This is a genomic window from Bradyrhizobium sp. CCBAU 53421 (assembly GCF_015291625.1).
GTDB lineage: Bacteria > Pseudomonadota > Alphaproteobacteria > Rhizobiales > Xanthobacteraceae > Bradyrhizobium.
This window is the reverse complement of record NZ_CP030047.1, coordinates 1,107,646-1,132,361: the sequence shown is the minus strand read 5'-3', so window position 1 is coordinate 1,132,361 and position 24,716 is coordinate 1,107,646. Positions and strand designations below refer to the sequence as shown.

Genomic DNA, 24,716 nt, shown 5'->3' with positions numbered 1-24,716 from the left:
TTATCAGAAGTTTAGGCAAGGAGGTATTCGTCCGAACTGATTTCGGAACGAATGATCTCTGTGCGGGTTCCCCCATGGGGCTCGGAGCATGCGAATGAACAATCGCGATGTCCTGGCCATAGGGACTTCCGCCGGGGGGTTCGAGGCATTGCGCTTTCTCGCCGGCGAATTCTCGCGCGATTTTCCCGCGTCCGTTGTCGTGACCATCCACCTGTCGAGCCAATTCCGGTCGGAGCTTGATGCGATCCTGACCCAGGCGGGTCCGTTGCCGGCCAGCTTTGCCGTCGATGGCGAAAAGCTGGAAAAGAGCCGCCTCTATATCGCGCCGGCCGAGCGTCACCTCATCGTCGAGAGCGGGCATTTGCGGCTCGGATCGGGGCCGCGCGAGAACAACGCCCGGCCGTCGCTCGATCCGCTGTTCCGGTCCGCAGCACTGTGCTGTGGGCCGCGGACCGTCGGCGCCGTCCTTACCGGAACGCTGGGCGACGGCGCCGCGGGCCTATCGGCGCTGAAGCAGTGCGGCGGCATTACCGTGGTGCAGGACCCGGCCGACGCCGCTTTTCCGGAGATGCCGACCACAGCCCTTGCCCGCGCGAATCCCGATCATGTCGTGGGCCTCAAGGGCATGCCGGCACTGTTCGAAATGCTGGCGCGGCAGCCGGCAGGGCAAGCGGTGCCGGTTCCGGACAACCTGGAATATGAAGTCAACGTGGCAAGCGGTGGACGTGGCAGCATGCATGAAATGGATCGGATCGGCCGACGATCGGTACTCGCCTGCCCTGACTGCCACGGCGTCATGTGGGAAATCGATGAAGGCGAGCTGGTACGCTACCGCTGCCACGAGGGCCACGCCTACTCGGCCGAGGTCATGAGCCTCGCGCTCGACGACAATGTAAGGCGGGCTTTCGGCAGCGCCTTGCGCGCCCTCGACGAGCGGGTCGCCCTCGCCAGGAAACTCGAGGTGCAGGCGAGCAGTGGCGGCCAAACCAGGGTCGCCGAGTCCTGGGCCGCCAGGGCGCGCGAGTTCGAAGCGGAAGCCAAGGTGATCCGCGACTCCATCCGGCGCACCGACGAGATCGCGGCGCGGTTTACCGCGGCGTAGGATAGCCAGGGCCACGGCTCCTGGGTTCGATTTTCGAGCGGATGGAACCTCTCCTGTCCGCGGGCGTTTCGCTGTCGTCGAACCCATTCTCGGATAGTTGACTCGCAGGGATCGGGAGACCGACCATGCTCCTTAAGCTTAGCGGACATATCGCGAATTGCGTCGAGCGTGCGGCAAGTGCCGAGCAACGCGCACGACAGACGGCTGATCCAGCGACCCGCAGCGACAACGAACTGTTGGCACAGAGCTGGCACCATCTCGCGCTGAGCTATCAGTTTGTCGAAAGCCTCGAACGCTTTTTGGCGGCGTCTGACCGGAACACGAGAGATGTCGTTCCACCGGACATGCTGCCCATTGTAGAGCAGCAGCTCGCCACAGAGGAGCAGCCGGCGGCGCCCGAAAGCAGGCCGGCGATCCGGCGCCGCCGCCGGCGCGTCAAGCATACGGTCTCGTTCGAGGATCGTCTTTTGCAAGGTGCGCAGGCAGCGCGCGAGAAGGCCGCCCGCCTTCCGGCAGGTGCCGCGCGCGACCGCCTGCTGGCGAAGGCCCGGCAGAACGAAACCGCGGTAAACATCGATCGATGGATGTCCGCACCCGGATCGCCCCGGCCAGGCAAGTCCTGATGCAACAAGGCAGCCGAAGGGCCTGATCTTCCGGGCGGCTCACCGTTACGCGAACTTATGGGCCACAACCTGGTGCGCTGTCGCCGCAGCGAAGGCCGGACGACCGGGACTATCCAACCCAATCTTAACGTTTCGTTGATAGATCGGGGGCCATTGCCGCCTTGCGGCGCTTTAGGAATTTTCCGCTTGGCTGTGATGGAGACACGATCCGCCACCTCTGCCGCACCCTCGGCACCGTCGGGCCCGGCCGCACGCCTGCGCGGCCTTGTCGCGCGCCTGCTCGGCGGCACCAAGGAGGCGTCGGTCACCAAGCGCCTCGCCGGCACCATCTTCGTCATCCGCGTCATCAGCGCCGCGATCGCCTATCTCGCGCAGATCCTGCTGGCGCGCTGGATGAGCGGCTCGGACTACGGCATCTATGTCTACGTCTGGACCTGGGTGCTGCTGCTCGGCAGCACGATGGATTTCGGCATCGCACCGTCCTCGCAGAAGATCATCCCGGAATATCGCGCGCGCGGCGACCTCGCGGCGCTGCGCGGCTTCCTGTCCGGCGGCCGCTGGGTGGTGCTTGCCGCCTCCAGCACGGTGGCACTGCTGCTCGCCGGCGTGATCCACCTCGCCTCGCCCTGGATCGATACCAACGCGGTGGTGCCGCTCTATATCGGCTGCCTGACATTGCCGCCCTTCGTGGTCGCCAACACCCAGGACGGTATCTCGCGTGCACATGACTGGATGCAGCTCGGCCTGATGCCGCAGTTCATCGTGCGGCAGGGACTGATCATCGCGCTGACCGCCGGCGCGCTGGCGCTCGGCCTCAACCTCGGCGCGACGGCTGCGATGATCGCGAGCGCCGCGGCGGTGTACATCGCGGCGATCGGCCAGATGATCGTGCTGAACCGCCGCCTCAAAGCCCATGTCGGGGTGGGCGAGAAGACCTACGACGTCAAGGGCTGGTTCGCGATCTCGCTGCCGATCATGCTGGTCGAGAGCTTCTATCTGTTGCTCGGCTACACCGACGTGCTGATGCTGCAACAATTCCGCTCCTCCGAGGAGGTCGGCATCTACTTCGCGGTGGTGAAGACGCTGGCGCTGGTGTCGTTCGTCCATTACGCGATGTCGGCGACGACGGCGCACCGCTTTGCCGAATACAACGCGCTCGGCGACAAGGAGCGGCTGTCGGCCTACGTCGCACACGCGATCAGCTGGACGTTCTGGCCCTCGCTGCTCGCAACCATCGCCCTGCTCGCGTTCGGCAAGCCACTGCTCTGGCTGTTCGGCCCGAAATTCGTCGACGGCTACAGCATCATGTTCGTCGCCGCGATCGGGCTCGTGGTGCGCTCGGCGATCGGGCCGGTGGAGCGGCTGTTGAACATGCTCGGCCACCAGAGCATCTGCGCAACCGCCTATGCGGTGTCGTTCTTCATGAATGTCGGGCTCTGCATCGCGCTGGTCCCGCGCTACGGCGGCATGGGCGCCGCCGCCTCGACCTCGCTGTCGCTGACCTTCGAGACCATCCTCCTGTTCTACGTGGTGCGCTCGCGCCTCGGCCTGCACGTGCTGGCGTTCGGAAAGCGGCGGCCGGCGGCATAGCATTCGGCCGGCCACGGTATATAATTGCCGCCATGAGCGCCACCGAGCTGAAAGACCTGTTTGATCGCGTGCAATCCTGGCCGAAGGCGGCGCAGGACGAATTCGTATCGCTCGCCAACGCGATCGAAAGCGCGTTGCGCGACCACCAGCACGTCGCCTCGTACGCAGAGTTGCAGATCTCCGAAGCGGCGATCACATCGATCGAAGTCGCACCCGATGCGGGCCCCGGCGCGCACGAGGTCAACATCATTGAGAGCATGGAGCGGCTGGTGGCCGAGAAGCAAAAGCCTGCGAAAGAGAGCGGGTCGGACGCCTGACGGCAGGCCCGCCGATCATCAGATAGAAAACAAAAGCCGGCCCTGATCCAATCAGGGCCGGCTTGTTCTTGCCGACGAGTCTCGTCGAAACGATTACTCCGCGGTCCAGCCGCCGTCGATCGAGAGATTGGCGCCGGTGATCTGCGCGGCATCGTCGCCGCACAGGAACAGCGCGAGGGCTGCGACCTGCTCGGAGGTGACGAACTCCTTGGTCGGCTGGGCGGCGAGCAGCACGTCCTTGATGACCTGCTCCTTGGTCATGTTGCGCGCCTTCATGGTCTCCGGAATCTGGTGCTCGACCAGCGGCGTCCAGACATAGCCCGGGCTGATGCAGTTGCAGGTGATCTTGAACTGCGCAAGCTCGAGCGCCGCGGTCTTGGTGAGGCCGGCGATGCCGTGCTTGGCCGAGACATAGGCCGACTTGAACGGCGAAGCGACCAGCGAGTGCGCGGAAGCCGTGTTGATAATGCGGCCCCAGCCGCGCTTCTTCATGCCGGGTACCGCGGCGCGGATGCCATAGAACGCCGACGACAGGTTGATCGAGATGATGGCTTCCCACTTCTCCGGCGGGAATTCCTCGATCGGCGACACGAACTGGATGCCGGCATTGTTGACGAGGATGTCGACCGAGCCGAAGGTCTTTTCGCCGAGCGCGATCATGTCGGCGATCTCGGCCGGCTTGGTCATGTCGGCCGGCGAGTGCACCGCCTTGACCTTGAAGTCGGTCTCGATGCCAGAGCGCTCTTTCTCGATGTCGGCCGGCACGCCCATGCCGTTGAGCACGATATTGGCGCCGGCGCCGGCGAAGGCGCGCGCATAAGCCAATCCGATGCCGCTGGTCGAGCCGGTCACCACGGCGGTCTTGCCTGTCAACGTACCCATTGTTGTTCGCTCCTATTTGCTTGCAGGGGGCTTCGATTCAGGGGGCATGGGTTCGTCCCCCGTGAGGTCGTAAGTCACCATGGTTTCCCCGGACTGCGGCCGTTCTAGCCACTCTTTGTGACGCATCGACAAATGCACGTCGCGGACGCCCGCGCCCCAGTGCTCGACCATTCCGACATGGGAGAAGTCGTAGTCCTTCGACGAGGACTCGTAGTTCTTGCTCTTGTAGATCAGGTGAACCACCGTGACGGTGTTCTCTTTGGACGCCTTGCGCAACAATTCGACCGACGGATCGTTCTTCAGGTAATCGGGCAGCTTGCCGATCAGGTCGCGCACCGCCATGCGGGCGTTGTGGATCTGCCGGTTCTTGTCGGTGTTCATCCGCGTCCGGCTGGAATAGCGGATGTCCTTTTCGCGCTCGGCGGCCTCCAGCAGCGTCTCCGGCAACGGCCCGCGCGCGCTGAACAGGTCGACCTGGAAGATCAGGAGATCGCGGCTGGTCTCCTCGTCGAGCACGAAGTCGAGCGGCGTGTTGGAGGCGATGCCGCCGTCCCAGTAATACTCGCCCTCGATCACGACGGCGGGAAAGCCCGGCGGCAAGGCGCCCGAGGCCATGATGTGCTCGGGGCCGATCTTCTTGCCGAGCTTCTTGAACTCGTAATTGTCGAAATAGCGGAAATTGCCCGAGGTGACGCCGACCGCGCCGACCGACAGCCGCGTCTTCAGATCGTTGATGCGATCGAAATCAACCAGGCGCTCCAGCGTCTTCTTCAGCGGCGCGGTGTCGTAATAGCTCAGCGACTGCGAGCTGCCGGGCGGCCACAGCGGCGCCGGCGGAATCCGCGGCGTGAAGAAGCCGGGCACGCCGAAGGTTGCGATGATGGCGGCGCTGGTCTCGTTGAACAGCGAGCGGGCGCGCTCATGCTTGGAGATCGGATTCCACGGCACCGGCGCCGAGACCATCTCCCAGAATTCCTTCAGCCGCGGCACGCGCCTGTCCGGCTCGTTGCCGGCGATGATCGCGGCATTGATGGCGCCGATCGAGATGCCGGCGATCCATTCCGGCTCGAAGCCCGCGTGACAAAGCGCCTGGAAGGCACCGGCCTGATAGGAGCCGAGCGCACCGCCGCCCTGAAGAACCAGTACGCGCTGCGCTTGCGCCGGCGTCGGCGCGGAATCCGAAGTATCCATTCGTAACCGTTCGGTTCGAAATGACGTGAGGGCGCACCGTGGCGGCTGTTCGCAGCCGCGTCAATCAACGAGATATGGAGGGAAGATCACGCGGAATTTATCGAGATCAGGTTGCCGCCAAAATGAGCGTCCAGAACACCTTGTATTTGGTATTTGGAGCATAGACGGCCGCGATGCCCATTTTTGTGACACCGCTCTTGAGCATGTTGGCCTTGTGCGGCGGTGAATCGCGCCAGCCCGAAAATGCCTCCGCCAGCGTGTGATAGCCGGCCGAGATGTTCTCGACCGCCACCGTCGCGGGATAGCCGCCGGCCTCCAGCCGCTTGCCGAGCGGGGCCTTCACGTCATGGTCCATCTTGTTGCGGGCGGCCATCGCCTGCGACTGCTGCTCGGCGAGCCTGGTCAAATCGGGGTCGACCACGACGGTGCCGAGACCATTGTTCTGGCGGTATTGCGAAAACATGATCGCGGCCGCCTGGCTGTCCAGCACGGCACCGGGCTGCGCCATGTTGAGATACATGGCCGGTTCTTCCGGGATTTTGGTGTCCGCGGCGCAGCCGCCAAGCACCAGAAGCCCGAACAGGGCGACCGTCGTCCGTTTCACAGGTAAAAACCCCCAAGGTTGGCCCGCCGTTGTTGCATACCAACCGTGGCTGAATGGTGAACAGGGGCTAACTTTTGGCCACGCAAAACGCCGTCATTCCGGGGCGATGCGGTAGCATCGAACCCGGAATCTCGAGATTCCGGGTTCGCTTCGCGCCCCGGAATGGCTTGGATGCAGAGCTTCCCCTTCCCCCTGAAAGGGGAAGGTCGGGATGGGGTCGGCCGCAGGCGACGCTGCGAGTGGAAAGAGCAGATCCCCACCCGCTTTGCTCTGGCGAGCAAAGCGACCTCCCCTTTTCAAGGGGAGGTGTTCAGCCGGCGGTTAGGGGCTACTGGGCGGCAAAGATCCGGTAGCGGCGGGGTTGCAGCGAGACGATTTCGCCGGCCTGCAGCTCGCGGTCGCGGGGGGCGTCGATCTCGATCACGGTCTTGCCCTCGCTGCCCGACAGGGCCACCTCGGCGCGCTGGATCGGACCGAACGAGCGGACATGCCGGATCGCGCCTTCCAGCGCCCCGGTTCCGGCCGGGCCGACCGCCATGTCGTGGCGGCGGACGAACAGCTTGGCCGCGCCGGATGCCGCTCCCAGCGCCGGAATGTTCAACGGACGGCCGTCCAGCCGCACCGCATCGCCGGCGACATCGACCGGCAGCACGATGGATTCACCGATGAAGCCGTGCACGAAGGCGGTCGCCGGATTGTCATAGACCTCGCCGGGCGAGCCGATCTGCTCGATCTTGCCCTTGTCCATCACCACGACGCGGTTGGCGACCTCGAGCGCCTCCTCCTGATCGTGGGTGACGAAGATCGAGGTGACGTGGATCTCGTTGTGCAGCGAGCGCAGCCATTGCCGCAGCTCCTTGCGCACCTTGGCATCGAGCGCCCCGAACGGCTCGTCGAGCAGCAGGATCCGCGGCTCGATCGCGAGCGCGCGCGCCAGGGCGATGCGCTGCCGCTGGCCGCCGGACAATTGGCTTGGATAACGGTTGGCCAGCCAATCGAGCTGCACCAGATCGAGCAGGTTCTTGACGCGGGCGCGGATCGTCGCCTCGTCCTTGCGGATCGCCCGCGGCTGCACGCGCAGGCCGAACGCGACGTTCTCGAACACCGTCATGTGGCGGAACAGCGCGTAGTGCTGGAACACGAAGCCGACCTGGCGCTCGCTGGCGCCGCGCGAGAGCGCATTCTCGCCGTCGATCGCGACCTCGCCGGAGTCGGGCCAATCCAGCCCTGCGATGATCCGCAGCAGCGTCGTCTTGCCGGAGCCGGACGGACCGAGCAACGCCAGCAGCTCGCCGTCGGCGACCTTGAGATCGACGTTGTCGAGCGCGGCAAAGCTGCCGAACGTCTTTACGATATTCCTGACTTCAATCGCCATCGGGCACCTCTGCCTCGTCGAGCCGCCGCTCGAGAACGGTCTTCGCCACCAGCGTGATCAGCGCCAGCATCGCGAGCAGCGACGCGATCGCGAACGACGCCACGAACTGGTATTCGTTGTAGAGAATCTCGACCAGCAGCGGCATCGTGTTGGTCTCGCCGCGGATGTGGCCGGAGACGACGGACACCGCGCCGAACTCGCCCATCGCGCGCGCGTTGCTGAGCAGGACGCCGTAGAGCAGGCCCCATTTGATGTTGGGCAGCGTGACGCGGAAGAAGGTCTGCAGGCCGGAGGCGCCGAGCGAGATCGCCGCCTCCTCTTCCTGGGTGCCCTGCTCCTGCATCAGCGGGATCAGCGCGCGCGCCACGAAGGGAAAGGTGACGAAGATCGTCGCCAGCGCAATGCCGGGCACCGCGAACAGGATATGGACGTTGTGCGCCTGCAACCACGCTCCGAAATAGCCCTGGGCACCGAACAGCAGCACGAACACCAGGCCCGAGATCACGGGCGAAACAGAAAAAGGCAAGTCGATCAGCGTGATCAGGAAGGTCTTGCCGGTGAATTCGAATTTGGAGATCGCCCAGGCCGCGACCACGCCGAACACCAGGTTGAGCGTGACCGAGATCGCGGCGATCAAGAGCGTCAGCTTGATCGCGGCAAGCGCCTCGGGCTCCGCCAGCGCCGCGAAATAGGCGACGACGCCTTTCGAGAACGCCGACGCGAACACGACCATCAGCGGCAGCACGACGAAGACGCTGAGGAAGGTGATCGCGAGCGCGATGATGATCAAGCGAATCGGGCCCGGCTCGGTGCGTGGGTTGCGCCGCGCAGCGACCGGCTCGGCACGCGCGATCTCGAGCCGCGGCGCCGGCGCCGCCACGCTGACATCGGTCGCGGGCGCGTAGGTCCGCAGCTGCGTCGTCGAGGTTGCCAATCCCGTCTGCATCGACATCTCTCAAGACCTCAATGCACGGGAATGCGGGCTTGCGCCCAGCGCTGCAGGCGGTTGATCAGGAAGATGATCAGGAACGAGGCCACCAGCATCACGACCGCGATCGCCGTGGCGTCGGCATAGCGGAATTCCGACAGCCGGATCACGATCAACAGCGGCGCGATCTCGGAGATGTTGGGCAGATTGCCGGCGATGAAGATCACCGACCCGTACTCACCGATGGCGCGCGCAAAGGCGAGCGCAAAGCCGGTGAGCAGCGCCGGGATCAAACTCGGCAGGATGACGCGAAACACGGTGTGCCAGCGACTGGCGCCCAGGCTCGCCGCCGCCTCCTCGATCTCGGGATCGAGATCGATCAACACCGGCTGTACCGTACGCACCACGAAGGGAATGCCAATGAAGATCATCGCGATGAAGATGCCGATCGGCGTGAACGCGACCTTGATGCCGAGCTCGGCGAGCGGCGCGCCGAGCCAGCCCTTCTGGGCGAACAGCTGCGTCAGCGCGACGCCGGCGACCGCCGTCGGCAAGGCAAACGGAATATCGACGATGGCATCGAACAGCCGCCGGCCCGGAAAGCGATAGCGCACCAGCGCCCAGACGATGATGGTGCCCATCACCAGGTTGACGCAGGCGGCGGCGAACGAAAGCCCGAACGAAATCTTCAGCGCGTTCAGGGTGCGGCGGCTGGTGACGATGGTCCAGAACTGATCGAGGCTAAGCTCGAACGTCTTGAGGAACAGAGCGGCCAGCGGAATCAGGATGATCACGGAGAGCCATGTCAGGGTCAGTCCCATGGTGAGACCGAACCCCGGCAGGGTACTGCGCCTTGCAACCGCTGTACTCACCAGTCCCCCTGAAGCGCTTTGCGCATGATCTCTACGGAAAACCGCGTCACGCTTTTCCGGATCATGCGCGTGATCAGTTCTTGTAGATCTGATCGAAGATGCCGCCCTCGGCGAAGTGCTCCTTCTGCGCCTTGGTCCAACCACCGAAAACGTCGTCGATGGTGAAAAGTTCGACCTTGGCGAAGGATTTTTCGTACTCCTTGGCGATCTCGGGATCGCGCGGCCGGTAGGAGTTGCGCGCGGCGATCTCCTGGCCCTCCTTGGTGTACCAGTACTTCAGATAGGCTTCCGCGACGGCGCGGGTGCCCTTCTTGTCGGCGACCGTATCGACGACGGCGACCGGCGGCTCGGCGAGGATCGACTGCGGCGGCGCCACGATCTCGAACTTGTCCGCGCCGAATTCGCGCAGCGCCAGAAAGGCCTCGTTCTCCCACGCCAGCAGCACGTCGCCGACGCCGCGCTCGACGAAGGTCACGGTCGAGCCGCGCGCCCCGGTGTCGAGCACCGGCACATTCTGGTAGAGGTCGGCGACGAACTTCTTGGCCTTGTCGACCGATCCGAACTTCTTCTGCGCGTAGCCCCAGGCGGCAAGATAGTTCCAGCGCGCACCGCCCGAGGTCTTCGGGTTCGGCGTGATCACGGCAACGCCGGGCTTGATCAGATCGTCCCAATCCTTGATGCCCTTGGGATTGCCCTTGCGCACCAGGAACACGATAGTCGAGGTGTAGGGCGAGGCGTTGAGCGGCAGCCGCTTCTGCCAATCGGCTGGCAGCAGGCCCTTGCCCGCGATCGCATCGATGTCATAGGCCAGCGCCAGCGTGACGATGTCGGCCTGCAATCCGTCGATCACCGAGCGGGCCTGCGAGCCCGAACCGCCATGCGACTGCTTGATCTCGACGCTCTTGCCGGTCTCCTTCTGATAGGCGCTCGCGAACGCCTTGTTGAAATCGACATAGAGCTCGCGCGTCGGATCGTAGGAGACGTTGAGCAGCGAATAGTCGGCCGCGAAGGCCGAGCTCGCCCACAACAATCCCGCGACCAGCGGCAGCATACGACGGATCATTTCTGTCTCCATTCAACCTGAGAATGTCAGGGAACACGCAAGACATAACTCACGGTGAAGTGGCCTGAAGTCAACGAAACCGGTTTTCTTTGTTTTCAGCGGCGCAGCGCGCTTGTGCTACGAAGCCGCCGCGCTGCGAAGACTTTGTCACGTCGCCAAATCGCGATGAGACGTCATCGCGATTAGGCGCGCTATCTGAGCATGATCTCCGCGCAAACGCTTCGCGTTTGTCGCAGGGAAAACCGCTGCGCACTTTTCCGGATCATGCTTACGACATCTTGGTTGTGTGGATGCCGCATTCCGTCTTCGCCCGGCCGCGCCAGCGGCCATCGCGGGCATCCTCGCCGGCTGCAGCCCGGCTCGAGCAAGGCATACACCCGACCGACTGATAACCCGATGCGACAAGTGGATGCGGCGGCAGCTTGCCGAGCGTGTAGATCGCCTCGATCTCCTCGCGCGAGACATTGGCGAATGGATTGAATTTCAGCCTGACGCCATCGTCCTCAACGACAGGGATTTCGGCGCGGGCGCCGCCCTGGAACCGCTTGCGGCCGTTGATCCAGCCGGCGAACGGCTTCAGCGCACGCGCCAACGGCTCCACCTTGCGGATGCGGCAGCAGGCGTCGGGATCGCTGAACCACAACTCCCGGTCCGGATCGAGACGCGACAGCGCCTCTTCGTCGGGCTTGATCGAGCGCACATCGGTGAGGCCGAGCGTCTTGATCAGCGTGTCGCGATAGGCCAGCGTCTCCTCGAACAACCAGCCGGTGTCGAGGAACACCACCGGGATCGCCGGATCGACATCCGCCATCACCTTGAGCAGCGCGGCCGACTCGGTGCCGAACGACGACACCAGCGCCAGCCTCTCGCGGCCGACCGTCTTCAGCGCGGCGGCGATCACCTCGGCGGGCGATGCCGTGCGCAGCGCGCGATCGAGCGCATCGGCCGCGGGCAATGCGGGCGGCGCCGCAGTGAGCTCTGGTGCAAGCGTGCTCACTGGCCGGCGCTCTCCGAATGACGCAGCTGCATGCGGCGGTTCAGTGCGGTGACGCGGCCGTCGCCGGTCGGTTGGTAGAACACCGAATAGCGCTTCATGGTCTGGGCGAACGCGTCGGCGTCGGCATCCTTCTTCACCTCGAAGGCATCGAAGCCGGCGCGGGTCATGAACACGAACTGGTCGCGCAGGATCTGCCCGGTGGCGCGCAGCTCGCCATCATAGCCGTAGCGCTCGCGCAGCAGGCGCGCCTGGCTGTAGGCGCGGCCGTCGCGGAAGGTCGGGAACACCAGCGCGACCGAGGCGAGCCGATCGAGATGCGGCACGAGGTCATCGAGGTTGCGGTTGTTCGGCCAGATCACCCCCAGCTTGCCGGGACGGCGCAGCAGCGCCTGCGGATCGGCGAGAAAGCGCTCGGCGCTCACCAGCACCGCGCCGTCGCCGGGCAGCTCGGCGCCGTCGGCGACATGCACGAACAGATCGGTGGTGATTCTTCCCTGCTTAACGAGTGGCATAGACGCGCTCCCTGATAGGTTCGACGCCCAGACGCTTCACCGTATCGACGAACAATTCCTCGGGACGGTCGCGCAGCGCGAGATAGGCTTCGACAATGTCTTCGATCACGTCGGCGACTTCCGCATAGGGAACGGCCGGGCCGATCAGGGTGCCCAACTGCGCGTTCTCGTCGGCGCGGCCGCCGATCGTGATCTGGTAGAACTCCTCACCGTTCTTCTCGACGCCGAGAATACCGATGTGGCCGACATGGTGATGGCCGCAGGCATTGATGCAGCCGGAGATGTTGATGTGCAGCCGGCCGATCAGGTCGGCGGTGTCGTGGTTGGCGAAGCGCCGCGTCAGCTCCTGCGCGATCGGGATCGAGCGCGCATTGGCCAGCGAGCAGTAGTCCAGACCCGGGCAGGCGATGATATCGGTCACCAGATTGACATTCGGCGTCGCGAGGCCGAGGCGGTCGAGCGCCTTGAACAGAAGCGGCAGATCGCGCTTGGCGACGTGCGGCAGCGCCAGGTTCTGCTCGTGGCCGACGCGGATCTCGCCAAATGAATATTTGTCGGCGAGGTCGGCGACCGCGTCCATCTGCTCGGCGGTGGCATCGCCGGGCGGACCACCGACCGGCTTCAGCGACAGCGTCACGATCGAGTAGCCCTGCACCTTGTGCGCCGACACCGAGTTCTTGCGCCAGCGCTCGAACAGCTTGTCATGCGCGGCCTGCTTCAGCTCGTCCGGCATGTGCGGCAGCTTCTCGTAGGCCGGATAGGAGAAGCGCGAGCGGACCTCCTCGATGGCGGTGTGATCGAGCGTCAGCCCGACATCGCCCATCGCCTTCCACTCCTCGTCAACTTCCTTGGCGAACTTCTCGATGCCGAGCTCGTGCACCAGGATCTTGATGCGCGCCTTGTAGATATTGTCGCGGCGGCCGTACTGGTTGTAGACCCGCAAGATCGCCTCGATATAGCTCAGGATATCGCGGCCGGGGACGAATGGCTTGATGGTCTTGGCGATGAACGGCGTGCGGCCGAGGCCGCCGCCGACCAGCACCTCGAAGCCGGTCTCGCCGTCGGCGTTCTTGTGCAGGCGCAGCCCGATGTCGTGGATCTTGATCGCCGCGCGATCGTGCTCGGCGGCGGTAATCGCGATCTTGAATTTGCGCGGCAGGAACGAGAATTCCGGATGCAGCGTGGTGTGCTGGCGGATCAGCTCCGACCAGATCCGGGGATCCTCGATCTCGCCGGGCGCAACGCCGGCCCACTGGTCCGAGGTGACGTTGCGCATGTTGTTGCCGGAGGTCTGCATCGCGTGGATGCCGACCTCGGCGAGATCGGCCAGCGCATCCGGCAGCTCGGCGAGCTTGATCCAGTTGAACTGGATGTTCTGCCGGGTGGTGAAGTGGCCATAGCCCCGGTCGTAGCGGCGCGCGACGTGGGCGAGCCGGCGCAGCTGCTTCGACGACAGCGTGCCGTAGGGGATCGCGACGCGGAACATGTAGGCGTGCAGCTGCAAATACACGCCGTTCTGCAGGCGCAGGATCTTGAATTCGTCCTCGGTGAGCTCGCCGGAGAGGCGGCGCTTCACCTGATCGCGGAATTCCGAAACACGCTCGTTGATCAGCGTGCGGTCGAGTTCGTCATAAGCATACATGTTCGATGAGCCTTACGCCGGCGCGCCTTACGCGGGGACCTGGAGATCGATGGTGACGCCCTTGGCGCGGATGTGTTCGCGGAGATTGCCCGGCTTGACCTTGCCGCCGTCCTTGAGCTCGACCGGCGCGATATAGGGGCCGACCGCGCCGACGTCGTCGGCGGTGGCTTCGGCCAGCAGCGCGCGGGCATCGTCAGAGGTGCTGACGACGGCGGAATCGGCGAGTTCGGTGGACCAGCCTTGCTTGGCGGTTCGGTACACGACGGCGCCGTCCCAGGTGCGGTTGGCGGTCACCACCGAGGGGCCTGTGATCTTGATTTTCTTCTGTTCGAGCGGAGAGGTCATTCGGCAGCTTTCAGCAGTTCGGAGAACATCTGGTTGGAGAACAGTTGGGTGACGTTGGATCGGCTCCACGGCGCGGAATGCGCGACCACGTCGCCAATGATGAGAACGGCTGGACCGCCATCGACCTGTTTGACCAGTTCGGGCAGCCGCGCCAGCGTGCCGACCGCGGCCTTGGCGTCCGGTCGCGTCACGCGCGCGAACACGCCGACCGGCGTCTCCGGCGAGCGGCCCGCGGCAAGCATGCCTTCGCGGATCGCGGGCGCGGCGGTCATGCCCATGTAGACGACGACGGTCATCTTCTTGTCTGTCAGCACCGACCAGTCGACCACCTCGGCATCGCGCGCCTTGTGCGCGGTGAGGAAGGTGATGCGCAGCGCTTCGTGCCGGAAGGTCAGCGGCACCTCGAATTGCGCCGCCGCGCCGAGACCGGCGGAGACACCAGGAATGATGGAGTAAGCGACGCCGGCGTCGCGCAGCGCCTCGATTTCCTCGCCACCGCGGCCGAAGATGAAGGGATCGCCACCCTTCAGCCGCACCGCGCGCTGGCCCGCCTGCGCAGCCTCGATCATCAGGCGGTTGATGGCGTCCTGCCCGATGCCGGGCCTGCCGACGCGGCGGCCGACCGGAACCCGCGCGGCATCGCGCCGGATGCGGTCGAGAATTTCAGGCGACACCAATTCGTCATAGAACACGACGTCGGCATCCTGCAGCGCGCGCAGCGCTTTCACGGTGAGCAGATCCGGATCGCCGGGACCGGCGCCGACCAGCGTCACATGACCAACAGCCTTGCCTTCACGATCAGCGCCGGCGAATGCGGCGGGATCGCTGATCGCGTTCAGCGCGTGCTCGGCCTCGTCGTGGCGGCCGGCCAGCACCAGCGCACCGATCGGACCATCGACGATGCGTTCCCAGAAGCGGCGGCGCAGCGGAAACTCTTCGATGCGGGCATGCATTGATTTGCGGACGCGGCCGATGAAGCCGGCGAGATCGCCGATCCGCGCCGGCAGCACCGCCTCGATCTTCTCGCGGATGCGCCGCGCCACCACCGGCGACGTGCCGCCGGTTCCGACCGCGACCACGACATCGCCGCGATCGACGATCGCCGGCATGATGAAGGTGGAGTGCACGAGGTCGTCCATCACGTTGACCGGCAGGCCAATCGCCTTGGCGCGCACCGACATCGCAACACCAATGTCACCTGCGCCGGCGCAGAGCACGGCAATGACGTCCGAGAGATCGGCAGCGAGCGGATCGCCTTCGGCGCGCTCGATGCGCGCGGCGTCCTCCGCCGCGATACCCGCGAGCTCATGATCGCCGTCGGTCGCGTACCAGCGCACTGCGGCGCCGGCGGCTGCGAGCAGCCGCAACTTGGCGCGCACGAGCTCGCCCGCTCCAACGAGCAGCACCTTGCCGCTTTGCAGATCCAGAAACACCGGCAGATATCGCATCAGACACTCGCTTCCCCAATTTGGGGGTTGACTGAAATTATTTTCTATTTATCTCTCGATCAAGCCCAGCAAAGAGAAAATTATTTCTTCTCTATTGCAGCGCAACTTTAGAATTTTCAACTCCACAGGCCAAGGCCAAGAGATGCATCTTCTCGACAACGAATCCGCCGCTGCCGGAACGCGTGCCGCAGCCCTTGGTAAAGCATCTTCCGTGCCGGGAATTTCGGCCCAACAGGCCCCCCCGACCATGGATCATCTCGATGAGCTGGAGGCCCAGAGCATCTACATTTTGCGCGAAGCGTTCGCCCGGCTGAAGAAGCTCGCGCTGCTGTGGTCGCTCGGCAAAGACTCCAACGTGATGATCTGGCTGGCGCGCAAGGCGTTCTTTGGCCGGGTCCCGTTCCCGGCCCTGCACGTCGACACCGGCAAGAAGTTTCCGGAGATGTATGCGTTCCGCGATCGCTTCGGAAAGGAATGGGATCTCGACCTGCGCGTAGACCCCTGCCCGCCGATCGACAGCGTCGACCCGACCCTGCCGCCGGCCGCCCGTTCCGCCGCGCGCAAGACCGAGGGGCTGAAGCTCGCGCTCAACAAATACGGCTTTGACGGCTTGATCGCCGGCATCCGCCGCGACGAGGAGGCAACCCGCGCCAAGGAGCGCGTGTTCTCGCCGCGCGGCCTCGAAGGCGAATGGGACGTGCGCGACCAGCCGCCGGAATTCTGGGACCACTTCAACGCCTCGCCGCCGCAAGGCGCGCATCTTCGCATCCATCCGATCCTGCATTGGACCGAGGCCGACATCTGGGCCTACACCAAGCGCGAAGGCATTCCGATCATCCCGCTCTATCTCGCCAAGGACGGCAAGCGCTATCGCTCGCTGGGGGATCAGGACATCACCAACCCGGTGGCGTCGACCGCATCCAGCATCGATGAAATCCTGGCTGAACTCGAGAACACCAGGATCCCGGAGCGCGCCGGCCGCGCGCTCGATCACGAAACCGAGGATGCGTTCGAGCGACTGCGTGTCGCCGGCTATCTCTGATCCCAGTCTGGCGTGAGTGCTCTGATGAACATGATCCTTCCGACCGCCTCGATCTCGGCGACCCCCAACGGCACCACGCGTCCCCAGGTGCGCATCGTCATCGTCGGCCATGTCGACCACGGCAAATCCACCTTGGTGGGCCGCCTGCTGCATGAGACCGGCAGCCTGCCGGACGGCAAGCTGGAAATGCTGAAGGCGGTCAGCGCGCGGCGCGGCATGCCGTTCGAATGGTCGTTCCTGCTCGACGCGCTGCAGACCGAGCGCGACCAGGGCATCACCATCGACACCACCCAGATCCGCTTCCGCACCCGCTCGCGCGACGTCGTGCTGATCGACGCGCCCGGCCACGCCGAGTTCTTGCGCAACATGATCACCGGCGCCTCGCAGGCCGACGGCGCGGTGCTGATCATCGACGCGCTCGAAGGCGTCCGCTCGCAGACGCGGCGGCACGGCTATCTGCTGCATCTGCTCGGCGTGAAGCAGGTCGCGGTCGTCGTCAACAAGATGGACCGGGTGGATTTCAGTGCCGACCGTTTCAAGGAGATCAGCGAGGAGATTTCGGCGCATCTGATCGGTCTCGGCGTGACGCCGACCGCCGTGGTCCCGATCTCCGCGCGCGACGGTGACGGCGTTGCCGAACACACGCCGCGGATCGGATGGTACAAGGGGCCGACCGTGGTCGAGGCGCTCGATGCGCTCGAACCGGCACGGCCGCTGGCGGAGCTGCCGCTGCGGCTGCCGGTGCAGGCGATCTACAAGTTCGACGACCGCCGCATCATCGCGGGCCGCATCGAGTCCGGCAGCCTGAAGGCCGGCGACGAGATCGTCATCATGCCGACGGGCAAGATCGCCAAGATCAAGACGGTCGAGAGCTGGCCGGTAACGCCGGTCAACGGCCCGCAGGGCGCCGGGCGCTCGGTCGGCATCACGCTCGACCGCGAGCTGTTCCTCGAACGCGGCGACATCATCGGACATTCCGGGCAGAGCCCGCGCGACACCCGCCGCATCCGCGCGCGGATCTTCTGGCTGCACGACAAGCCGCTGACCAAGGGCGAGCAGATCCTGATCCGGCTCGGCACCAAGGAAAGCCGCGCCACCGTGGTCGCGATCGAAAAGGCGATCGATCCCGGCGCGCTGTCCAACGAAGAGAACACCGCGATCGCGCGCAACCATGTCGGCGAGATCGACATCTCGCTGGCGCAGCCGGTTGCGACCGATCCCTACACCGAAAATCCGCGCACCGGCCGCCTGGTGATCGAGGTCAACGGGCGCATCGCCGGCGGCGGCCTCGTGCTGTCGGTCGACGCCGGCCGGCCTGCGGTGCCGATCGACATCGTGCCGGTGGAATCCGCGCTGCGGCCGGACGAGCGTTCGGCGCGCTACCATCATAATGGCGCGGTGGTCTGGCTGACCGGCCTGCCCGGCTCGGGCAAGTCGACCTTGGCGCGGGCGCTGGAGCGGCGCCTGTTCGGCAATGGCGGCTCGCCGATCCTGCTCGATGGCGACACCTTCCGCGCCGGACTGAACAGTGATCTCGGCTTCTCGCCGCAGGATCGATCCGAGAACATCCGCCGCCTCGCCGAGGTCGCGACCCATCTGGCGCGCAACGGCCATATCGCGATCGTCGCCGCGGTCTCGCCGTCGACCGCCGACCGCGCGGCGGCGCGCCGCATCGCCGACAGCGCGTTCCGCGAGATCTATGTCGCGACGCCTGCCGAGGTCTGCGAGACCCGCGACCCCAAGGGCCACTACGCCAAGGCGCGCTCCGGCGGATTGCCGTCATTTACCGGCATCACCAATGACTACCAGCCGCCGACCGGCAACGAACTGACCATCGACACCTCGAACCGCTCGGTCAGCGATGCCACCGACGAGATCGAGCGGATGCTGGCCACCACCGGTATCCTGTTCGACGAACTGACCGACCTCGCGGCGAATATCTGAGGCTAACCCGATCTGTCGTCGTCCGGCTTGACCGGACGACCCAGTATTCCAGAGACGTCAGCGCTTGAGCGGAGAGGCCGCGGCGTACTGGATGCCCCGCCTGAAGCGTGGCATGACAGCCGTGCACAAATCGGTTCGATCGCTATTCCGCCGCGCGGCGGCTTCCGCCGGCATGCCGCACCATCCCCGGCGATTGCCCGGTGATGCGCTTGAACGCGCGGCTGAACGCCGCCTGCGATGCATAGCCGAGCCGTTGGGCGATCACATCGATCGGCTGGCGCTCATGCTCGATCCACTGTGTCGCGAGCCGCATGCGCAGTTCGGCAAGGTAGCGCAGCGGCGATTGCCCGGTCATCGACTGGAAGCGCTCGGCGAACAGCGAGCGCGAGCAACCCGCCTCCGCCGCCAATTCGGCGACCGTCCAGTTGCGGCCGGGCGCGCGATGCAGCGCGCCGATCGCGCGGCCAAGACGCGGATCGCGCAAGGCCTCGAACCAGCCCATGGCGTTGTCGCCGCCGCATTCGACCCAGCCACGCACGATCGACGCGGCGAGCACATCGGCGAGCCGCGCCATCACGCCGACGGAGCCGGCCCGGGGCGTGCAGGTCTCCCGCTCCATCGCCTTCAGCATCGGTTCGATTTCCGGCTGGCGCGCCAGCAACGTGTCGACCCGCATCACCTCCGGCATCAGGGCGATCAGCGGGCGCATGCCGCCAAGATCGAAATTCATGCAGGCGCTGAAGACCAGGACCTGATCGTCCTGCGGGCATCCTTCAGGGCAGGCCGACGTCACGTCGACGTTGCCGCACAGCGTCTCGGTCTTGAAATTCTCGACGTCGCAACTCGGCTCGTCCGCCGCCGAGACGAGATCATGCGCACCGCCGCGCGGCAGGAAAATCGCGTCACCGCATCCAAGCGGAAGCAGCGTTGCATCGGCGTAGCGCAGCAGTGCCGTGCCATGGGCAACGAAGTGGAATTGCGCGCGCCCGTACGGCGTTTCGAAGCGAAACCCGAACGGCGCCCGCGTCTCGACCCGACGGTAGTGAACGCCCTCGAGGCGCATGCCGAGCAGCAACTCGCTCACCAGATCGACGGCGGCGTCGGGCGTATCGGCGGCGGATGATCTGGACGAACGATCAAACATTGGAGTGTTTATGGCATAGATTGTCCAAAACCTCCAGCCTATGTCTACGGCGGTGCAACATAGATGGAAGTTTCGGCCCATGGATCAAGAACTGGACCCCGCCCTGGCGCAGGCCGATGCCGTTGCGCTGGTGCCAGGCGACATCGCTCTTAGGGTTGGTGACACGCCGGCCTCACCGGAAAAGCCCGCCTGGGGCGCCGTCGTTGCCATGATGCTGGGCGTCACCGCACTGCTGACGGCGGAGTTCCTGCCGTCGGGCGTGCTGACGCCGATGGCACGCGACCTCGGTGTCAGTCCGGGCCTCGCCGGTCAGGCGGTGACGGCGACCTCGCTGGCCGGCCTGGTCGGCGCGCTGTTCACGCCGAGACTGACGCGCAGCTTCAATCGCAAGCCGGTGCTGCTCAGTTTCTCGATTCTGCTGGTGATCTCCAACCTGCTGGTGGCGCTGGCGCCGAGCATCACGTTCCTCCTCGCGGCACGGATCGTGCTCGGCCTCGCCATCGGCGGCTTCTGGGCGATGGCGGCAGCGACGACGATCAGGCTGGTGCCGCCGTCGCTGGTTGCACGGGCGTTGTCGATCGTGATGAGTGGTATTCCCGCCGCGATGATCATTGCCGTTCCGCTCGGCAGCTATCTCGGCGAGGTGGCGAGCTGGCGCATCGTGTTCCTGCTGGCGACGGCATTGGGCGCAGCGGTGTTCGTCGTCCAGGCGCTCGCGCTGCCGCGTTTGGCCCCGAAGGGAGAAGCCGGGCTCGACACCCTGATCGACATCCTGACACGACCGGGGATCGGTGCCGGCATCCTGGCGGCAACCTTGGTCTTCACCGGACATTTCGGCTATTTCGGCTACATCCGTCCCTTCCTCGAAAGCGTGACCGGACTCGGCGCTGCCGGCGTGGCGGCGACCTTGCTTGCCTTCGGCGTCGCCAACTATATCGGCTCCTTCGCCAGTGGGCTGATGGCCGAGCGCAAACTGAAGCTCACGCTGATCGCGATGCCGCTGGCGATCAGCGTGCTCGGCCTGTTGCTCTCGGTCTATGGCAAGGACGTCATTCCCGCACTGGCGCTGGTCGCACTCTGGGGATTCGCCTTTAGCGGCGTACCGGTCGCGACGACGACCTGGATCACCCGCATGGTGCCCGACGAGACCGAAAGCGGCACCGGATTGACCGTGGCCTCGATCTTCCTCGGCATCACCATGGGCGCGGCGGGCGGCGGGGTTGTGCTCGATCTGATGGGCGCGCCAGCCGTATTCGTGGCGGGCGCTGTTCCGCTGGTGCTCGCTGCACTGCTGATCGCCACCAAGGTGCGAACCAGGACGTCATGACCCGCGCCCTTCCGAGACGGGATCCGCCTTTGAGAATTCAGCGCGGCTGCCGGTGCGGCGCTGGGGAAAAGGGGGCCTTCTCAGAACCGTGGCTTTAGGGCTAAAAGAGCCGTGAACGCGGCCCTTTGGCGCGTTTTTTGCTGATTTCTTCTGAAAACAGCCCCTAAACGCCCCATTTCTTTGAGAAAGCCCATCATGACTCGTGTCGATGCCCATGGATTGAAGATCGCCCCTGTCCTGTTCGATTTCATCGCCAAGGAGGCGACACCGAAAACCGGGATCGCGCCGGACGCGTTCTGGGCAGGACTCGCCGCCATCATCCAGAAGCTCGGCCCGAAGAATCGCGAGCTGCTCGCGGTCCGCGACACGCTGCAGGCCAAGATCGACGACTGGCATCGTGCCAACAAGGGCAAGGCGTTCGACATCAATGCCTACACCGCGTTCCTCAAGGACATCGGCTACCTGCTGCCCGAGCCCGCGACCCACAAGGTCGAGACATCAAATGTCGATGAGGAGATCGGCAAGATCTGCGGCCCGCAGCTGGTGGTGCCGCTGACCAACGCCCGCTACGCGCTGAACGCGGCCAACGCGCGCTGGGGTTCGCTGTACGACGCGTTCTACGGCACCGACGCGATCCCGCATGATCCGAGCGAGAGCGGAAAGGGCTACAACAAGGCCCGCGGCGACAAGGTGATCGCGAAGGCCAAGGCGTTCCTCGACGCCGCCGTGCCGCTCGCGACCGGAAGCCACACCGACGTCACCTCCTACGCCGTGATCGCGGGCCAGCTCTCGGTCAAGCTGAAGAGCGGCAATTCGACCGCGCTGAAGAACGGCGCCCAGTTCGCCGGCTATCTGGGCGACGCCGCGCAGCCTTCCGCGATCCTGCTCGTCAACAACGGCATGCATGTCGAGGTCAAGATCGACCGCAGCAACGTGATCGGCAAGGACGATCCGGCCGGCGTCGCCGACATGATCCTGGAATCGGCGGTCTCGACCATTCTCGACATGGAAGACTCGGTCGCCGCCGTCGACGCCGAGGACAAGGTGCTGGTCTATCGCAACACCCTCGGCCTGATGAACGGCACGCTGTCAGCCGATTTCGAGAAGGGCGGCAAGACGCTGACCCGCTCGCTCAATGCCGACCGCGTCTACAAGAAGGCGGACGGCAGCGAGCTGAAGCTGCACGGCCGCAGCCTGCTGTTGATGCGCAATGTCGGCCACCACATGTTCACCGACGCCGTGCTCGACGCCAAGGGCGAGGAGATCCCCGAGGGCCTGCTGGACGCCGCGGTCGCCGGCCTGCTCGCGATCCACGACCTCAAGGGCAATTCCAAGGTCAAGAACAGCCGCACCGGCTCGGCCTATATCGTCAAGCCGAAGATGCACGGCCCCGACGAGGTGACGCTGACCTGCGACCTGTTCGCCGAGGTCGAGAAGATGCTCTCTCTGCCGGAGAACACGTTGAAGGTCGGCATCATGGACGAGGAGCGCCGCACCACGGTCAACCTCAAGGCCTGCATCCAGCGCGCCTCCAAGCGCATCATGTTCATCAACACCGGCTTCCTCGACCGCACCGGCGACGAGATCCATACCTCGATGGAAGCAGGTCCAATGATCCGCAAGAACGACATGAAGGCGCAGCCATGGATCAAGGCCTATGAGGACTGGAACGTCGACAACGGCCTGACCTGTGGCCTGCCCGGCCATGCCCAGATCGGTAAGGGCATGTGGGCGGCGCCCGACAAGATGGCCGACATGCTGACGCAGAAGATCGGACATCCGCAGGCCGGCGCCACCACCGCCTGGGTGCCGTCGCCGACCGCGGCGACGCTGCACGCCCTGCACTATCACCAGGTCAACGTGATCGCCCGCCAGCAGGAGCTCGCCAAGGGCGGGCCGCGCGCAAAACTCTCCGACATCCTCACCATTCCGGTGTCGCAGTCGAATTGGGCGCCGGACGATGTGAAGCAGGAGATCGACAACAACTGCCAGGGCATCCTCGGCTACGTCGTGCGCTGGATCGACCAGGGCGTCGGCTGCTCCAAGGTGCCCGACATCCACGATGTCGGCCTGATGGAAGACCGCGCCACGCTGCGCATCTCGAGCCAGCATCTGGCGAACTGGCTGCATCAGGGCGTCATCACCAGGGATCAGGTGATGGAATCGCTGAAGCGCATGGCCGTCGTCGTCGACAAGCAGAATGCCGGCGATGCGCTCTACAAGCCGATGGCGCCGGCGTTCGACGGCGTCGCCTTCAAGGCGGCGTGCGACCTCGTGTTCGAGGGCCGCACGCAGCCGAACGGCTACACCGAATACATCCTCACCGCGCGCCGCCGCGAGGCCAAGGCTGCCGGCTGATCTTCTCAACCGCGATCACACCAAAAGCCCCGGCGACGAGCCGGGGCTTTTTTGTTGGCGCCCGCGAGCCCGCCGTCGCGGGGGCGTACCACCAAAATATCGAAAACAACCCCATGCACAGTAGCCGGCGGCGGCCGGCTGACACGGCAACTTGACATGTCGGGCAACTCAGCGGTACTTTTCCATTATTCCGAAATCGTGATGTGAGTCCGCGGCTCCGACGACGATGAGGATGGCTCCCGATACAAGGCGTTACACCACGCAGTGTCATCACCCGCGCAGGCGCAGGCGGGTGATCCAGTATTCCAGAGACGTCTGTGCTTGAATCGAGAAGCCGCGGCGTACTGGATCGCCCGGTCGAGGCCGGGCGATGACGCCGGTGCAGCCACGTCATTGCGAGCAGCGAAGCGACGAAGCTAGAACACCGCCAGATACTTCAGCAGCGAGACGATGCCGATGATGATGACGACGACGCGCGCGATCTGCTTGGCGCGGCCGTCGAGCGGCAGCATGTTGATGAGATAAAGAACGAGGATAATGACAAGGAAAGTGACGAGTACGCCGACGAGCATGCGAAGCCCCCTGATGGCATCGGTGAATGTGCTGTTCGCGCTTTGCTAACGTGCAGAGGGAAGGTCGGTTCCGAGCCAGGAACCGAAAGTGAGCCGCCTCGCAATGCGACCCTACTCGCGCGCCACCACCGGCGGCTGGCCATATTTGGCGCGGATGCGATCCGGTGCCGGCGTGAAGTTGAGCGATGCGCCGCGCCGGTCCGGGCGGCCGACCGACATCAGCCCATCCTTGCCGGCGACGATGTCGCCCTTGCGCAAGGTCGGATCATCCTCGATCTTCACCGCGGCGAGCCCGACCGGGTCCTTGCCGTTGCAGGTGCAGCCCGAGACGATCTCGTCGCGATAACGGAATGCGTTCGGCAGCTCGGAATAGGGCTTGCCGTCGTCGGTCGCGGCGGTGTCGATGTTGCCGCCATAGACCACTTCGGTCGCACTCGCCGGACAGAAGCTGTTGCAGCTCTCCGCCTTGCTCTGGTTGCCGGTCGCAGCCAGCGGGAAATAGCGGCCGTCGCAGGTGCGCACGCAATAGGCCTGGCCGCCGTCGTAGCGTGCACGGCGCTCGGCCCGCGGCACAGGCGCCGGGCCGTCGTCGAACGGCACCCGGATCAGGGGCGGACGCCCGTGCATGAAGCCGCCGAACAGTTGCGAGAAGAAATCCTGGGCTTGCGCCGCGGGCGCAAGGGACAGACCGAACAATGCCGCCGCCCCGAACACCCATTGCCTCACGTGCCGCCTTGCCATCACCGACCCTCAGTACGATGCAGATCCCCAGAGCTCCGTTCCGATTGAATCGGAACGCGGCTCCAGATCGTTGTTCCGACGCGTTTTCCTCACGCGA

23 protein-coding genes are annotated in these 24,716 nt (G+C 65.0%); 8 read left to right on the top strand and 15 right to left on the bottom strand.

Annotation, left to right across the window (positions count from 1 at the left end; genetic code table 11):
* The first annotated feature begins 94 nt into the window (after positions 1-94).
* The 4 genes from XH92_RS05220 (at position 95) to XH92_RS05205 (ending at position 3,632) form a co-directional block, all read left to right on the top strand.
* Positions 95-1,102 carry a chemotaxis protein CheB gene (locus tag XH92_RS05220; protein ID WP_194458275.1) on the top strand — a complete coding sequence of 336 codons (1,008 nt, stop codon included), beginning with the start codon at positions 95-97 and terminating at the stop codon, positions 1,100-1,102.
* A 236-nt stretch (positions 1,103-1,338) separates the two neighbouring features.
* Entirely contained in the window at positions 1,339-1,725 is a 387-nt protein-coding gene (locus tag XH92_RS42895; protein WP_246788261.1) for a hypothetical protein, read from the top strand.
* Between the two features lie 195 nt (positions 1,726-1,920).
* The gene (locus XH92_RS05210) at positions 1,921-3,315 is read left to right on the top strand and encodes an oligosaccharide flippase family protein (RefSeq protein ID WP_194461119.1); all 1,395 of its coding nucleotides are present in this window, start codon (positions 1,921-1,923) and stop codon (positions 3,313-3,315) included.
* Positions 3,316-3,347: 32 nt separating this feature from the next.
* Positions 3,348-3,632: a hypothetical protein gene (locus XH92_RS05205; protein ID WP_194458274.1), complete on the top strand. Its 285-nt coding sequence runs from the start codon at positions 3,348-3,350 to the stop codon at positions 3,630-3,632.
* A 93-nt stretch (positions 3,633-3,725) separates the two neighbouring features.
* On the opposite strand, the gene XH92_RS05200 is transcribed toward XH92_RS05205, so the two are convergent.
* The 12 genes from XH92_RS05200 to cysG form a co-directional block, all read right to left on the bottom strand.
* The gene (locus XH92_RS05200) at positions 3,726-4,514 is read right to left on the bottom strand and encodes a 3-hydroxybutyrate dehydrogenase (RefSeq protein WP_194458273.1); all 789 of its coding nucleotides are present in this window, start codon (positions 4,512-4,514) and stop codon (positions 3,726-3,728) included.
* 12 nt (positions 4,515-4,526) lie between these two features.
* On the bottom strand, positions 4,527-5,705 hold the full coding sequence (locus XH92_RS05195) for a DUF3734 domain-containing protein (protein ID WP_194458272.1): 1,179 nt from the start codon (positions 5,703-5,705) through the stop codon (positions 4,527-4,529).
* 106 nt (positions 5,706-5,811) lie between these two features.
* Positions 5,812-6,309 (bottom strand): CAP domain-containing protein, encoded by a 498-nt coding sequence (locus XH92_RS05190; RefSeq protein ID WP_194458271.1) that lies wholly within the window; start codon positions 6,307-6,309, stop codon positions 5,812-5,814.
* A gap of 328 nt (positions 6,310-6,637) precedes the next feature.
* The gene (locus XH92_RS05185; RefSeq protein ID WP_194458270.1) at positions 6,638-7,684 is read right to left on the bottom strand and encodes a sulfate/molybdate ABC transporter ATP-binding protein; all 1,047 of its coding nucleotides are present in this window, start codon (positions 7,682-7,684) and stop codon (positions 6,638-6,640) included.
* Complete coding sequence (gene cysW, locus XH92_RS05180) at positions 7,674-8,636, bottom strand: sulfate ABC transporter permease subunit CysW (protein WP_371817947.1); 963 nt, start codon at positions 8,634-8,636, stop codon at positions 7,674-7,676. Before cysW ends, XH92_RS05185 begins: the two co-directional genes overlap by 11 nt.
* Before the next feature lie 11 nt (positions 8,637-8,647).
* The gene (cysT, locus tag XH92_RS05175) at positions 8,648-9,433 is read right to left on the bottom strand and encodes a sulfate ABC transporter permease subunit CysT (protein ID WP_246788525.1); all 786 of its coding nucleotides are present in this window, start codon (positions 9,431-9,433) and stop codon (positions 8,648-8,650) included.
* A 124-nt stretch (positions 9,434-9,557) separates the two neighbouring features.
* A complete protein-coding gene (locus XH92_RS05170) occupies positions 9,558-10,547 on the bottom strand; it encodes a sulfate ABC transporter substrate-binding protein (protein ID WP_194458269.1) in 990 nt (329 codons plus the stop codon).
* 268 nt (positions 10,548-10,815) lie between these two features.
* A complete protein-coding gene (locus tag XH92_RS05165; RefSeq protein ID WP_194458268.1) occupies positions 10,816-11,544 on the bottom strand; it encodes a phosphoadenylyl-sulfate reductase in 729 nt (242 codons plus the stop codon).
* Positions 11,541-12,056 (bottom strand): DUF934 domain-containing protein, encoded by a 516-nt coding sequence (locus XH92_RS05160; protein ID WP_194458267.1) that lies wholly within the window; start codon positions 12,054-12,056, stop codon positions 11,541-11,543. Before XH92_RS05160 ends, XH92_RS05165 begins: the two co-directional genes overlap by 4 nt.
* Positions 12,043-13,698, bottom strand: coding sequence for a nitrite/sulfite reductase (locus XH92_RS05155; protein ID WP_194458266.1), 1,656 nt, complete (start codon positions 13,696-13,698; stop codon positions 12,043-12,045). Before XH92_RS05155 ends, XH92_RS05160 begins: the two co-directional genes overlap by 14 nt.
* 27 nt (positions 13,699-13,725) lie before the next feature.
* On the bottom strand, positions 13,726-14,043 hold the full coding sequence (locus XH92_RS05150) for a DUF2849 domain-containing protein (protein ID WP_194458265.1): 318 nt from the start codon (positions 14,041-14,043) through the stop codon (positions 13,726-13,728).
* The gene (gene cysG / locus XH92_RS05145; RefSeq protein WP_194458264.1) at positions 14,040-15,491 is read right to left on the bottom strand and encodes a siroheme synthase CysG; all 1,452 of its coding nucleotides are present in this window, start codon (positions 15,489-15,491) and stop codon (positions 14,040-14,042) included. The genes XH92_RS05150 and cysG overlap by 4 nt, the downstream gene beginning before the upstream one ends.
* Before the next feature lie 247 nt (positions 15,492-15,738).
* On the opposite strand from cysG, the gene cysD reads away from it, so the two are divergent.
* Positions 15,739-16,533, top strand: coding sequence for a sulfate adenylyltransferase subunit CysD (gene cysD, locus XH92_RS05140; protein ID WP_194458263.1), 795 nt, complete (start codon positions 15,739-15,741; stop codon positions 16,531-16,533).
* A gap of 24 nt (positions 16,534-16,557) precedes the next feature.
* A complete protein-coding gene (gene cysC / locus XH92_RS05135; RefSeq protein ID WP_194458262.1) occupies positions 16,558-18,477 on the top strand; it encodes an adenylyl-sulfate kinase in 1,920 nt (639 codons plus the stop codon).
* 142 nt (positions 18,478-18,619) lie between these two features.
* Here the strand turns inward: cysC and XH92_RS05130 are convergent, their stop codons facing one another.
* Complete coding sequence (locus XH92_RS05130; RefSeq protein WP_194458261.1) at positions 18,620-19,621, bottom strand: AraC family transcriptional regulator; 1,002 nt, start codon at positions 19,619-19,621, stop codon at positions 18,620-18,622.
* A 79-nt stretch (positions 19,622-19,700) separates the two neighbouring features.
* Between XH92_RS05130 and XH92_RS05125 the strand changes: the two genes are divergently transcribed.
* Both XH92_RS05125 and XH92_RS05120 read left to right on the top strand, forming a co-directional pair.
* Complete coding sequence (locus tag XH92_RS05125; RefSeq protein WP_246788257.1) at positions 19,701-20,948, top strand: MFS transporter; 1,248 nt, start codon at positions 19,701-19,703, stop codon at positions 20,946-20,948.
* Positions 20,949-21,143: 195 nt separating this feature from the next.
* On the top strand, positions 21,144-23,306 hold the full coding sequence (locus XH92_RS05120; protein ID WP_194458260.1) for a malate synthase G: 2,163 nt from the start codon (positions 21,144-21,146) through the stop codon (positions 23,304-23,306).
* A 416-nt stretch (positions 23,307-23,722) separates the two neighbouring features.
* Here XH92_RS05120 and XH92_RS05115 read toward each other — a convergent pair whose 3' ends face one another.
* Positions 23,723-23,878 (bottom strand): Thivi_2564 family membrane protein, encoded by a 156-nt coding sequence (locus XH92_RS05115; protein WP_021076357.1) that lies wholly within the window; start codon positions 23,876-23,878, stop codon positions 23,723-23,725.
* A 111-nt stretch (positions 23,879-23,989) separates the two neighbouring features.
* Positions 23,990-24,619, bottom strand: a complete 630-nt coding sequence (locus XH92_RS05110; protein ID WP_194458259.1) for a DUF2865 domain-containing protein — start codon at positions 24,617-24,619, stop codon at positions 23,990-23,992.
* Positions 24,620-24,716: the final 97 nt, after the last annotated feature.

Excerpts from the sequence above, each read along its gene's own strand:
- cysW (WP_371817947.1), bottom strand. The coding sequence starts at position 8,636 with ATGTCGATGCAGACGGGATTGGCAACCTCGACGACGCAGCTGCGGACC.
- XH92_RS05130 (WP_194458261.1), bottom strand. The coding sequence starts at position 19,621 with ATGTTTGATCGTTCGTCCAGATCATCCGCCGCCGATACGCCCGACGCC.
- cysC (WP_194458262.1), top strand. The coding sequence starts at position 16,558 with ATGAACATGATCCTTCCGACCGCCTCGATCTCGGCGACCCCCAACGGC.
- XH92_RS05155 (WP_194458266.1), bottom strand. The coding sequence starts at position 13,698 with ATGTATGCTTATGACGAACTCGACCGCACGCTGATCAACGAGCGTGTT.
- XH92_RS05210 (WP_194461119.1), top strand. The coding sequence starts at position 1,921 with ATGGAGACACGATCCGCCACCTCTGCCGCACCCTCGGCACCGTCGGGC.
- XH92_RS05185 (WP_194458270.1), bottom strand. The coding sequence starts at position 7,684 with ATGGCGATTGAAGTCAGGAATATCGTAAAGACGTTCGGCAGCTTTGCC.
- XH92_RS05110 (WP_194458259.1), bottom strand. The coding sequence starts at position 24,619 with ATGGCAAGGCGGCACGTGAGGCAATGGGTGTTCGGGGCGGCGGCATTG.
- XH92_RS05160 (WP_194458267.1), bottom strand. The coding sequence starts at position 12,056 with ATGCCACTCGTTAAGCAGGGAAGAATCACCACCGATCTGTTCGTGCAT.
- XH92_RS05195 (WP_194458272.1), bottom strand. The coding sequence starts at position 5,705 with ATGGATACTTCGGATTCCGCGCCGACGCCGGCGCAAGCGCAGCGCGTA.
- XH92_RS05150 (WP_194458265.1), bottom strand. The coding sequence starts at position 14,043 with ATGACCTCTCCGCTCGAACAGAAGAAAATCAAGATCACAGGCCCCTCG.
- cysT (WP_246788525.1), bottom strand. The coding sequence starts at position 9,433 with ATGGGACTGACCCTGACATGGCTCTCCGTGATCATCCTGATTCCGCTG.
- XH92_RS05170 (WP_194458269.1), bottom strand. The coding sequence starts at position 10,547 with ATGATCCGTCGTATGCTGCCGCTGGTCGCGGGATTGTTGTGGGCGAGC.
- XH92_RS05220 (WP_194458275.1), top strand. The coding sequence starts at position 95 with ATGAACAATCGCGATGTCCTGGCCATAGGGACTTCCGCCGGGGGGTTC.
- XH92_RS05205 (WP_194458274.1), top strand. The coding sequence starts at position 3,348 with ATGAGCGCCACCGAGCTGAAAGACCTGTTTGATCGCGTGCAATCCTGG.
- XH92_RS05200 (WP_194458273.1), bottom strand. The coding sequence starts at position 4,514 with ATGGGTACGTTGACAGGCAAGACCGCCGTGGTGACCGGCTCGACCAGC.
- XH92_RS05120 (WP_194458260.1), top strand. The coding sequence starts at position 21,144 with ATGACTCGTGTCGATGCCCATGGATTGAAGATCGCCCCTGTCCTGTTC.
- XH92_RS05115 (WP_021076357.1), bottom strand. The coding sequence starts at position 23,878 with ATGCTCGTCGGCGTACTCGTCACTTTCCTTGTCATTATCCTCGTTCTT.
- cysD (WP_194458263.1), top strand. The coding sequence starts at position 15,739 with ATGGATCATCTCGATGAGCTGGAGGCCCAGAGCATCTACATTTTGCGC.
- XH92_RS05125 (WP_246788257.1), top strand. The coding sequence starts at position 19,701 with ATGGATCAAGAACTGGACCCCGCCCTGGCGCAGGCCGATGCCGTTGCG.
- cysG (WP_194458264.1), bottom strand. The coding sequence starts at position 15,491 with ATGCGATATCTGCCGGTGTTTCTGGATCTGCAAAGCGGCAAGGTGCTG.